The organism is Shewanella sp. 10N.286.51.B7 (genome assembly GCF_002873615.1).
Lineage (GTDB): Bacteria > Pseudomonadota > Gammaproteobacteria > Enterobacterales > Shewanellaceae > Shewanella > Shewanella electrodiphila.
Map to the genome: position 1 here is coordinate 36,343 of NZ_MCUF01000045.1, position 12,795 is coordinate 49,137.

Annotated in this window: 8 protein-coding genes; 4 read left to right on the top strand and 4 right to left on the bottom strand. The window is 38.3% G+C overall.

The genetic code is table 11. The features are described 5' to 3' along the window. Positions 1-282: 282 nt before the first annotated feature. From BCU84_RS13430 to BCU84_RS13445, 4 genes are all read right to left on the bottom strand, one after another. Complete coding sequence (locus BCU84_RS13430; protein ID WP_102528592.1) at positions 283-1,233, bottom strand: class I SAM-dependent methyltransferase; 951 nt, start codon at positions 1,231-1,233, stop codon at positions 283-285. 72 nt (positions 1,234-1,305) lie between these two features. Continuing rightward, on the bottom strand, positions 1,306-3,900 hold the full coding sequence (locus BCU84_RS13435) for a TonB-dependent receptor (protein ID WP_102528593.1): 2,595 nt from the start codon (positions 3,898-3,900) through the stop codon (positions 1,306-1,308). 454 nt (positions 3,901-4,354) lie between these two features. Next, positions 4,355-5,542 carry a porin gene (locus BCU84_RS13440; RefSeq protein WP_102528594.1) on the bottom strand — a complete coding sequence of 396 codons (1,188 nt, stop codon included), beginning with the start codon at positions 5,540-5,542 and terminating at the stop codon, positions 4,355-4,357. A 223-nt stretch (positions 5,543-5,765) separates the two neighbouring features. Further along, positions 5,766-8,291: a DNA polymerase II gene (locus tag BCU84_RS13445; RefSeq protein WP_102528595.1), complete on the bottom strand. Its 2,526-nt coding sequence runs from the start codon at positions 8,289-8,291 to the stop codon at positions 5,766-5,768. A gap of 235 nt (positions 8,292-8,526) precedes the next feature. Here BCU84_RS13445 and dinG point away from each other — a divergent pair, with 235 nt between their 5' ends. The 4 genes from dinG to BCU84_RS13465 are packed head-to-tail and all read left to right on the top strand — an operon-like array spanning position 8,527 to position 12,763. Next, a complete protein-coding gene (gene dinG, locus BCU84_RS13450) occupies positions 8,527-10,602 on the top strand; it encodes an ATP-dependent DNA helicase DinG (RefSeq protein WP_102528596.1) in 2,076 nt (691 codons plus the stop codon). 8 nt (positions 10,603-10,610) lie between these two features. Continuing rightward, complete coding sequence (locus tag BCU84_RS13455; RefSeq protein ID WP_102528597.1) at positions 10,611-11,384, top strand: TSUP family transporter; 774 nt, start codon at positions 10,611-10,613, stop codon at positions 11,382-11,384. Then, on the top strand, positions 11,381-12,046 hold the full coding sequence (locus BCU84_RS13460; protein WP_102528598.1) for a primosomal replication protein: 666 nt from the start codon (positions 11,381-11,383) through the stop codon (positions 12,044-12,046). Before BCU84_RS13455 ends, BCU84_RS13460 begins: the two co-directional genes overlap by 4 nt. Before the next feature lie 9 nt (positions 12,047-12,055). Further along, positions 12,056-12,763: a DUF2057 domain-containing protein gene (locus tag BCU84_RS13465; RefSeq protein WP_102528599.1), complete on the top strand. Its 708-nt coding sequence runs from the start codon at positions 12,056-12,058 to the stop codon at positions 12,761-12,763. Positions 12,764-12,795: the final 32 nt, after the last annotated feature.

The window sequence follows — 12,795 nt, forward strand, 5'->3', positions numbered from 1 at the left end:
GAAAGCTTAACTAATGAGTAACAACCAAGATTAATTTGTTAATCTTTGTTGCTGCTACTAAGTCTATCTTTCTCTTGTGATTGTTAGTTTTTTCTTCCCTATTCTATACCTGCTAAGGCATAGACCCGCTCGCATCATTTCACAAAATGTTGACCTATGTCAACAATTGAGAACATCTAAAAGTACTGGAAAGACGAGTTAGTTCTACAAATTGAATCGAAAGATTATTTTCTATACATTTCATTTCAGAAACATGCAGGTTGATTAGCTATCTGCAATATATTACTTGCTATTTTTTTTCAAAGTCACTTCCCATGCAAGTACCTTAGAATCTTCATTAATTTGATTTATAGAAATTAATGACATTTCATTGGGTAGCTTCTTAAGTAGCATGATAATTTTTTCTAAATCCATTGCTGCTGATTTAAGCTCCGTTAACCTAAGACGTTGAGTCGAAATTTCATTAATAACAAAAGATAAATATTCTTTCTTTTTATTAATTGACCACATTATACCTTTTGTAAAAAAATCACCTATATACATCATTAATTCACTTTGCTTAGCAGCTTCTTCATCCACTTTAATAATCTGATTTATATTCTTATTTACTTCTTTACGATATTGTTCGCAAACTGGGTTCTGCTTTGCTTTTTGCAGATCCAATGGAGAATTGATCTCTCCCATATGATTGATTAATTCAGAAATATTTAAAAATAAATCATCGACAGCAGGGTTAGTTATAATACTTAAAGTTCTCTGGTTAAGTTTAAGTACTTCAGAATTAGTGTTATGCATTATGAAGTGAGCTTCACCATCGAACTTCAGTACTCTAGTAACCTCTTTAATTGTTATCTCTAAATTTGAGTATTCCACACCAAACTGAGATGTACATTTGTTGAACGTTTCTGCTTCAAAAGGTAGTTCCTGACAATTAATGTTAGATAACAATTTAATATCTATAGTGGAATGTAGTTGGCAATCCAGCTCTTTCACTCTAGCCATATCAACGCCAACCACAGTCCCTCTGTCTACTTTTTTAACCAAGCAAGCTTCAAGGAGTAATGGTATAGAACCATTACCAGTACAAAGATCTAACACATTAAAATCATCATCAAGTTTTATAAAATGCTTTTCCCAATACTTCTTTAAAATACCTTCATAATTATTTTTTATCTCTCCACCAAAAGAAGTCAAATACCCTTGGCTCCAATATTCACTCCAATGCTCACTCATTTTCTCACTCCAAAATTTTGCAATAAAAAAGGCTCCCTAAGGAGCCTTTAAAATAAACTATTTAAGAACAGTTTAGAACTTCAGAGTATAACTTGCACGGTATTCACGACCGTAGTTGTTATATAAGTCAGCATTATCAAATGTACCTGCAGAACTTAATACAGGGTCTTCATCTGTAAGGTTATTAACACCTAGTAAAATAGAACCAAAGCTACCAGCATTATAAACGTAGCTTAAGTTATGAATTAACCATGAGTCTAGTTTACCTGTATCATCGTCTTCATAAGTAGATGAAGTGTAGTTAGAGTTCCAAGAAACACTGTGATCACCAACTAAATAGTTAATCGTAAAGTTAGCCTTGTAATCAGGAGAACCATTCCAACCAGCTGTGTTAATAGCCTCAGAACCACCTTCAACTTCTTCGATGTAATCAAGAACGAAGCTGTTAGTCCAGTTTAATCCAATATCACCGGCACCAGTTTCAAATTTAGCGTTTAATGCAACGTCAACACCAGTGATTTCTAGTTTATCGCCATTACCATAACCAGTACCAACTTCTAGAGCACGACCTAGCTCACCATTCGGGCCATTTGGCGCACGATCAACATAGAAAGTTTCTGAAGTTTCTAGAGTACCAGCATCAATACCACGCATAACGTTAGTGATTGAACGACGGCTGATTACATTGTCAATATTCAAGTTGAAGTAATCTACTTTAACACCGATATCATCAACTATGTCCCAAGCAACACCAAAGTTTAGATACTCCGAAGTTTCAGGGCCAAGATCTTTGTTAGCACTAATATATGTATCGTACTGAGGTGAAGCACAGTCTGCAGCTGAAATACCATTTGATTCACAATATGGGTAATCAGTACCGGTATCAGCACTAAATGTTGTTGCCGCATAAAGTTGGTCTAATGAAGGTGCACGGAATGCTTCTGAATAAGATGCACGTACAACAACATTATCAAGAGCCTGCCAGCGAACTGACGCTTTAGGCGCTACATTGTCACCAAAATCTGAATAATCATCGTAACGAGCAGCTAAGTTTAACTCAACATCATCAATGATAGGTAATGCAACTTCATAGAAAGCAGCCCAAACTTGACGATCACCGCCTGCAGAGTTACCCGCACTACCACCAATTAAGCCTACTTCAGATTGTGCATCATACACTTCGCTGTAGTTTTGGTCGAAATATTCCATACCAAAATAATGAGCAGCTACGCCACCAGGCAATTCGAAAGCATCAAAACCGATACCACCACTGTACTGATCAAAAGTAGCACGACCTTGAGTTAAGGTTGTTGCTTTCATGTTATTAATACCAGCTTCAGAACCTAAATCAATATCATTAGCTTGGTTGTAAGCAAGACCAGAATAACTTAAGTAGTATTCGCCAATCGATTTGTTATCAGCAATATTATGGTGGTAATAAAATTCCCATTCTGCATCATCTAAGGCACTAATAGTACCTCGTAAACCTGTTAAATAATCTTGGTTATAGTCGTCAACACTACCATCACGAGTACCAATACCTACCCAACGGAAATAACCAGTAGTCTCTTCACCATATGGGTTATGTGGGTTATCAGCAGCCATATTTTGCCAAGGAGCGGCTGGAGGAGCATAACGACCGAATGAACGATTTTGCGTAACCATTGCACGACCAAACCATTCGATATCTTCAGCAACTTCATAATTAGCATCTACATAAACTGTATTACGGTCAATTGATGCTTTGTTATAAGAAACGTTCGCATAAGCATACATACAATACTCAGAGCCTTCACTCCAATCAGTATCAGCTGATACACGTGCGAAAACGTCGTTACCATACTCGCTAATTAAATCATCACATAAAGGAGAAGCTTGAGCACCTGAAAAATCAGGAGCTGCAACTGTTGCACCATAAATACTCCAGCCTGGAGTGTCTACATATGCTTGTGAATTAGCATTAAGTTGCGCTGCTGAAGTGTAATCACGATCTGCATCAGAGATTCCTTCACGGTCTTGATGATCAAATGCAAAAGTAATATTACCTTTGTCCATCTCATAACCAGCTACAACCGAGAACTCTTTACTTGTTAATCCGCCATCGCGATCACGTGAACCACCACCAACATTAAATTCAAGACCTTGATAGTTCTTCTTCATGATGATGTTTACAACACCAGCAATTGCGTCAGAACCATAAGTAGATGATGCACCATCAGTCAGAATATCAATACGTTCAACAGCAGCCATAGGAATAGCATTTAAGTTAGCTGATGCTCCGCCTAGAGTTGGTGAACCTGGGAAACGTTTACCGTCAATCAATACTAATGTACGGCTTGAGCCTGCACCACGTAAGTTAATAGTAGCTTGTGATTGTGCAGAACTACCTGAACGCTCTGAAAATGAACCGAAAGAGTTCAAGTTACTATTACGAAGCGCGTCAGCAACAGTAAAGTTACCTTCCATCTTCATATCTTCAGTAGTAATTGAGGTAATCGGTGAAGCACCTTCTAAATCAGTACGCTTGATTCGCGAACCAGTTACTTCAATTCTTTCTACTGTATCGCCTTCTTCAGCAGCAAAAGCTACTGGTGAACTAAATGCTGCCGCAGCTGCACCACTAATCATTGCTAGACGCACTGATTTAGCTAATAAATTCTTATGCATTGTCAATCTCCCTGGACTTATATCTTTCTTATTTTTCCAACTCAATAAAATCAAGTTGGTGAATGTGTGCGAATTACACCGCTACTACATTTCAAGAGCAATAAAATCACATCTAAAACATTTATTCAACATATGTTTCATTAACATAACGAGAGATTGAAGCGCGAAGGTAGTTAATCTGTTCAAATTTATGAACGCAAACAGAGTTATATTCTACGACCCCAACGTAAAGGTCTGAAAAAAAAGAATTTAATTAATCACCACTAAATGCACCTAATGTTAATAATTTGTTTTCACTCGGTGCTTTTTTAACCTTTGAATTGATAAAAAATATACTCAAAAAACCACAAAGCCATACATCTAATTAACATTCGTTGTTACATTCATAAAAAAAAGGCCAAAAAAAACACCCTAAATAGGGTGTTTTTCAATTTAAAAACGGCTTGTGAAATTATTAAAGCACGTAACGAATACCGAAACCAATTCCGTCATCGTCAGATAACTTCATTGCAGCTTCTTCACTTCCACTGAAGTCACTGTTGTCGATGCGACCTTCAATGTAGATAACTGTATTAGCATCCCAGATGTAATGAACACCTACTGCAGTGAATTGGCGCTTAAATGTATCGCCGTTATAATCAGCTTTATATGCATCGCCACCATCAATTATGTTGTAAGAAGCAAACGCACGAATATTGTTATTGAAACGGTATGAAAGCAATGTTTCTACACCGTACGCATCAGACAACAAACGACCGATATTATCTGTATCATGGAATTCTTGTTTATTATAGTTGGCTGCTACATATAAACCTTCTGCATCCCAACCTTCACCGTAAGTTAAACCGAAGCCATAAATGATATCAGTTTCTTCGATTTTTTCATTTTCAATGGTTTCACCTTTGAACTCACCAATGTTTACACCTGCAGTTACAGAAAACTTGTCAGTAGCCTGATAAGTAAAAGCAGCACCGTATGTATTATTGTACTCAATGGTCGCAACAGACTGTTGTGCAGTGATCATTGGAGTTGTTGGTAAATTCTCAACTGAGCCATCTTCATATACTGTGAATTCATCTTGTTTAAGCTGTGCTTGAACTGCAAAGCTGAAATCACCGAATGCATTACGGTATTGAACTGTTTTGTCACCACGACCGGTACCGTTTACAGAACCATCACCTTTGTTGTACGTGTAAGTACCAGATGCATCACCATCCCATACAAAGCCGTAGTTAGTGTTGTAAACAACGTCGTACCATGCGCCCCACTGTTTACCAACAGTTAACGTACCGTAAGTGTCATGATTCACACCAACATAACCTAAACGGTTAGCTAGGAAGTCACCATTTTCATAAGACAATTGGTCATTGTTGTACTGGATTTTACTGTCACCGAAAGGATTTACGCCCCACTCTAATTTAGCAAATGCATTCCAGCCATCACCCATTTGGCGATCGAAACCGAAATTAATACGTGAAGCGCCATTTACAACTTCAGTATCACCTTGTCCGTGATATACACGCGCATCAATAAATCCGCCGATTTCTACAGCGTTTTTATCATCTTTATAGATTTCGATAGCTGAAGCTGCAGGTACGAACATAACAGTTGCAAGTGCTGAAGCGATTAAAGTCTTTTTCATTAAGCTAAACCTTCCCATTTTATTTTCATCATAATTTCTGATAACAGTCCATTTTGTTTGTATTATCCTTTCATCAAAGGCTAGCATGCTGAAATATATCAAAACAAAGAAATGCGTGCTTTTTACGCCTGAATAAACTAAAACAACACATCAAACAGCACAATCAACTACCAAACCACTCAAAAATAGTAACGATTTACCACAAATGCAATATTAAGTAACACTAAATTAACATCATCTGATTACTGCTTAGACTTTCAAACCCTTCTCCAAGTAACGCTAAAACAGGTTCAGCAATCGGTTTTATCTGTTTTTCAACATAATATTGATAATCAATTTTTTCACCGGTGGCCTCTATGGGCTGAGCGCCATTTAATGTCATACGGTATTCAATCATAGTGCCCCGCTTGCCCGCTTTATCATTTCCTGTTAATTGACAAAGTCTAATCGCAGCTTTTACATGAGGTGACGATTTCGCAGTGTATTCTTCAACATGTCTTTTTAATCTTTTTCTAAATATAAGTTCATCATCCAATTTACCGTCATCAAGATCTTGCAGCTCTTGTTGCAAATACGCCTTCACGTCACCTTTAGTAAAAAGTAAAAAATACAAGCGATATTGAATCCTTCTCGCAACAGGGCTCCAATCACTTCGCACCTGCTCCATTCCTTTAAAGGTAAGTTCAATTTGTCCTTCTTTATCTTCTGTTGCGCCTACATAACGTTTTTTACTGCCCGCATCAGAGCCTCTTAAAGTCGGCATCACAAATTGATTAAAATGACTTTCAAATTCTAACTCAAGATAGCTCTCAATTCGGTATTGCTCTTTACAGGTTTTCGTCCACTTGTCAGTGACCATTTTTGCAAGTTTATTTCCTAACTTGGCGATATCTTCAATTTGATGATGTTGACCAAGCCAAACAAAAGTTGAATCAGTATCGCCATAAATCACTTTATAACCTTCTGCTTCAATCCATGTTTTAGTTTGCTTCATTATCTGATGGCCACGCATCGTAATTGAGCTTGCGAGTTTTGCATCATGAAACACACAACCTTTGGAGCCTAAAACCCCATATAAAGAGTTCATGATTATCTTTATAGCTTGAGAAAGAGGTTTATCATGATTAAGTTTAGCTAAATCTCTTTGCGCTGCGAGCTGAGCAATAAGTTTTGGTAAAATGGGATTATCACGACTAAATTGAGCCTCTAAAAAACCTGGGACAGTATGCTCCTTAAGTTGATTTTCCGCTTCTATTAATCCTTTGGGGTCGATTAAAAAAGTACGAATAATTGAAGGGTATAAACTCTTAAAATCGAGAACTAATACATCCTTATAAAAACCAGGAATAGAGTCCATCACATAACCACCTGGTGACTCTAAGCCATGGCTTGTTGCTCTTGCAGGGGCAACGTAGCCACTTCGATGTAAATGCGGAAGATAGAGATTATTAAAAGCAGCAACCGATGCTCCAACTCGGCCAAATTCTAATCCCGTCAACTTTGCTCTTTCTAAGGCAAAAGCCAATAATTGTGTTTTTTGAAAAATATCCCAAACCAGTCGGCAATCTGTCAGGTTATAAAAAGCGAGTGCTTTTTTGTCATTAGCAAATAAATGGCAAATCTCTTGCCCTCTATTTTCAACATGATCAATGGCTTTACCTTCTTCTAATAAATGCTGCGAGACATGTTCGAGTGAATATCGCTCAAATTGATAAAATGCCGCTTTTATCCAGTCAATACCATCCAAAACAACCCTTCCTGGTAAAGACAGCGTTTCTGGTCTGAATTTATCTTCAACTTTCCATGACAATTCTGTACCACCACGACCGATTAACAAAGGAATTCGATGATACTGACAACGCCTATATAGAAGTGCTAAATCAAAGGTAACCACTGCCCAGCCAATAATAATGTCAGGATCATATTCATTGAACCAATGAATTAACTGATGGATTAATGCCACTTCGTCATCAACCCATTGAATATATTCAACGCTATCATCAGACTCATTAATCTCATAAGCGTCAAAATCAGGTCGACCAAGCATAATGACTTTTTTATATAAGGGGCTTTGATTATCAAGTGCTGATTGAGTGCCATATAATCCAACTGAGTACAACTCTCCAGATGGGCTGCATTCAAAATCCAGTGAAATCATTGATAATGGAATGGCTAAATCTGCCTTTCTTGTTTTGAATGCTGCATAGCATGCTAGTGGGTCATTCGAATGGCTAGCACTTGCAAAAGTAGCCCCCTCAGTCAGTGATAAAGGTGTTTCTGCATTGCTTGAGTCAGCAGAAACAATGAACTCTGCATCTAACGCAATAAATCTCTCAATAAGATAACGTTGCTCTGCCCTTATATCGGCTTCATAGATCTCGATTCCTGCATCATTGGCAATTCTGAGCAATTGCTTCTGTACTGTCGTTGACTTTAAATAGATGCATGAAACAGCTTGATGCTTAAAGTTTTTTAAACTGATAGGCTCAATACGTATACCTGAATTGAAATGACCGAGAATCAATTCACTGTCACTTTGTTTACAAAAACAGATAACTTCAGCTTGTTCTAGTTCAATGAGTGCCGGTCCTGTTTCTGTTTTTATATAATATTGCAGCATTAATCGACCGTGACGATAAGTCGCATGTCTAGTCAGCACCCTTCCTTTAATCGAAAGTAAAGCATCATTGTTAGTTTTAGTGCTAGTGCTAGTGCTAGTATCAGTGCCTATTGAATTTTGTATTGTCATCTACAATGTTGCCCTGAAATCGTCTGTTTATGCATGATTAACCTATCGTTGGGGCAAATAAGTATTTTCAGTTAACTAAATAAACTTATCTTTACCACTAAATTACTTACCTGTGTCGTTAAAGACGCTATAAACGTTCGATTATTTATTCCGAACATTTAAAATCACTGTTATTATGTACAGCATATACCAGCAAATAAAGAATTAGTAAGTAAAGATTACTAATGGGCCATACATGTTAACGGATCATATTAAAACTCAGATCCGCACTATCTATAAAGATATTGCGACTGCGATGCCAAATTTTCGTTCTCGTAGAGAGCAAAACTACATGGTGGCTGAAATATCTAAAACATTAGCTGGTGATTATGATAAACATCGCAGGATCATGGTTTGTGAAGCTGGTACCGGTATTGGTAAATCTCTTTCTTATATCTTAGGTACTATTCCACTTGCATTAGCCAGCAAGAAAAAAGTATGTATTGCTACCGCAACGGTGGCCCTTCAAGAGCAATTATTGCACAAAGACCTGCCTTTTTTTTTACAGCAATCAGGTGTCGACTTTAAATTTGGTCTCGTAAAAGGCAGACAGCGCTACGTTTGCCTAGCAAAACTTGCAGCAATGATTGGTCCAGAAGACACATCACAATTAGCAATGTGGCAAACCAAACCTGACCAAAGTCAAATAGACTTACTAAAAGTACTGCATCAAGATTTTCAGGCAGGTAAATGGAATGGCGAAATTGATACTTTAGAGCAACCATTACCAGATTTCTTATGGCAACAAATTTGTTGTGACAAGCACAGCTGCCATCGTCAAATGTCCAGTCACCACAACTGTCCATTTCATAAAGCGCGCGAAGACGTAGAAACTTGGGACGTATTAATTGTAAACCACAGTCTACTATTTGCTGACTTAGAGCTTGGAGGCGGGGTGATTTTACCTGAGCCTGAAGATATGTTTTACGTTATTGATGAAGCCCATCACCTGCCAACCGTTGCCAGAGACTTTTCCAGTGCGCAAGCCACACTAAGAGGAGCCAGTGACTGGTTAGAAAAAGCCTCGAAAACTTGCTCAAAACTGCAAAATCAACTTAAAACGACTCATATCATTGCGCCAGTACAAGCCATGCTTGACCATATTGGCGATTTAGTGACTCAACTTAATCAAGTGGCGCATTTTTGCGATACGCAACCTAAATTATTTGCTAACCCAGAAACTCGATTACGTTTTGAAAATGGCAAATTACCAGAGTCATTACTAATACAGGCCGAAAATTTAGCGACCACCTCAAATCTAGCCGTCAAACAGTTTAACAAAATTCAATCTGTGCTCAGTGAAGCCATTAAAGATGGTGAATTGCCTAAACATCAATCTGAAGCCGTTCTCTCAGAAGCGGGATTTATCCTGCAGCGACTTGAGAACTTAAGTAAGCTTTGGAAAATGTTAGCTAAAGAGGATTCGAAAAAAGGTGCTCCGATGGCACGTTGGGCAGAATTAATTACCGGAAAACAACAGGATTACTTATTCTGCGCCTCCCCTATTGAAGTTGGCTTTATGCTTGAACACATGCTGTGGCAAAAAGCAGCAGGGGTCGTATTATGTAGTGCAACGCTTCGAGCATTAAATAATTTCAATCATTTTGCTCATCAAGTTGGTCTATCCCTTAATGATGGCAGTCGCTTCTTAGCACTACTATCGCCATTTGATTACGAAAATAATGCCACTTTATTTATCCCACAGATGAATAACGAGCCAACAGAAGATGCCTATACTGACGAACTAGCTGAACAAATCATTGCACTAGTTGAAGATGAAATGGCGACATTGGTTTTATTTGCCTCATATTGGCAAATGGAAAAGGTCACAGATCAAGTCAGTGGCAAAATACCTAAAGAGCAACTTTTTGTTCAAGGAACCATGCCAAGACAACAAATATTGCAACAACACAAACAACGCTGCGATGAAGGTAAACCAAGCATAATTTTTGGTACTGGCAGTTTCTCAGAAGGGTTAGATTTACCGGGAGATTATTTAACTAACTTAATCGTGACTAAATTGCCGTTTGCGGTGCCAACCTCACCCGTTGAACAAGCACATGCTGAATACATAAAGAGTAAAGGTGGCAATCCATTCCTGCAGCTAACTATTCCAGATGCTTCACGCAAATTAATCCAGAGTTGTGGTAGATTACTCCGTAAAGAAGATGACTATGGTCGCGTAACCATTTTGGATAGACGTCTTATTACTAAGCGTTATGGCAAATCATTACTTGATGCCCTTCCGCCATTTCGTAAAGTTATAGAATAGGTAATTATTTGGAATTCTTGTTAGATCCAAGCCACTGGGTAATCTTGGCCGTTATTGGTCTTGTGGCCGGTTTTATTGATGCTGTAGTGGGTGGTGGTGGATTATTATCTATCCCTGCATTATTAACAATGGGAATACCGCCCCATTTAGCACTTGGTACCAATAAACTAGCAGCTTGCTTTGGTTCAATGACTGCTGGGTATACTTATTATAAGCAACAGCTTATTAACTTAAGATTTTGGCGAACCGCCTTTATCGCGACTTTTTTCGGTGCAATTTTAGGCAGTATTTTTGTATATCTTATAGATGCTGCTTGGCTCGAGAAAATCTTACCTTTAGTTATTATCAGTATCGCCATCTATACCTTATTTAGCCCCAAAGCAATGGGCGAGAATCTAAAAGCCGCTCCGATGACATCCCCATGCAAACAAAAACAAACTGCTCAAGGTGTACTATTAGGTGGATACGATGGCTTTGCCGGTCCTGGGATTGGTGCATTTTGGACGGTATCAAGCATAAGACTATACAAATTGCCACTACTAAATAGTTGTGCATTAGCGCGTGTAATGACTTCTGTTAGTAATGTCACTGCATTAGTCATCTTCGCTTTACTAGGAGAAGTCGATTGGGTTCTAGGGTTATGGATGGGGGTTTGCATGATGGCAGGCTCGTTCATTGGCGCTAAATCGGCTATTAGATTCGGTATTCCCTTTGTAAAACCTCTGTTTATTATTACTGTTTTATCAATAGCAGCGCATCTTGCTTGGACAGCCTGGTTATGAGAAATACCAACCAACTTATTTATCAATTAAAGCAGCAGCTCAGCTCGCTTGAACAAGATGCACTGCATCATGATCAACAATTGCCAGCCCAGCAAAAGAAAATGCTCCAAGATATTGAACGTTTTAACTCACAACTATTTATTCAACAAGGAGCACAACTTAGCCCTTGTATTCAGCAACTGAAAAAAGACATTCAACAATTAGAAAAGCAACTTTCTCTTAAACTCGATGTCAAAATAATCGAACTGAGTTGTCAACGTATTCAAGATCGCTTTACCGCATTGCGCCGCGCACTCGTTACAACCAATATCAATGTTAAGACTGCAGAGCAGAAACGTGCCAACAGTCGCGCAAGGTATGCTAAGAAACAACAGCAACAACATTCAGACAGTGGTTTTGGCTGGATAGCCAGTAATGTGATGAAGAATAGCCACCAGATATATCAAGAGTTAAATAAACATTTGAATTGGGCTACAACTTTTGAACAAAAAATTGCAGAAATGGAAACTAAACTTGCAAACTGCCACAGTACTGACAAAATCATGATACAAAATGAAATACTTTCTCTACATCGTCGATTAGGGAAATGTCGTCAAGCAATCAGTTATATTGAAGAAAGAATTCAAATGTTTGAACGACCGCATCGAAATAACAATCGTTAAGGAGCAACAATGAAATTTACCCTTCCGCTCAGTGCAGCGTTATTAGCTTTAGCGACTTCAACGTCAGCTATGGCGGCTAACCTAACTATCCCAATGTCATTTGAATATCTTGCACTTGACGGTAAAGAAATCGATACCAACATGTTTACTCATAAGACTGACCTTGAACTTGATAACGGCAGCCATAAAATTGCTATTCGCTATCATGACATGGTTGATGATGATTTTAGTGACAGTCAAAGCTTTGTAAAATCATCACCTTTTATTGTGGCTATCAATGTTGATGGTGATCATGAGTATCAGCTCAAGCCAATTGACGGTGAATTTGTTAAAAAGCCAAAGTCATTTGCTAAAGACCCGCAAATCGTTATTTCTCGTAAAGACAACGGTGCTGTTGATTACAAAGTGACGCAAACTGATTATGAAGAGAGTACTTTTATCAGTAATTTGTTTAGCGGTAATAAAGGTGAAGATATTGATACGCTAGCAGCTTCTGCGACTGACAGTAATACGAAAACGCTACCAGTTGCTGCAGTAGCAACAAGCGCAACAGTTACAGCAACGGCCCCTGCGGCTTCAAAACCTGCAGTAAAAGCTGCAACTCCAGCTGCAGGCGAGACAGCAACACACCCAGAACAAATGCTTCAATATTGGTGGTTACAAGCAGATGAAGAAACAAGAAAAGAATTCATGAGCTGGGCAATCAAGCAATTGTAAATTGATTATCAAAATAAGCGTGTAAATTTCAC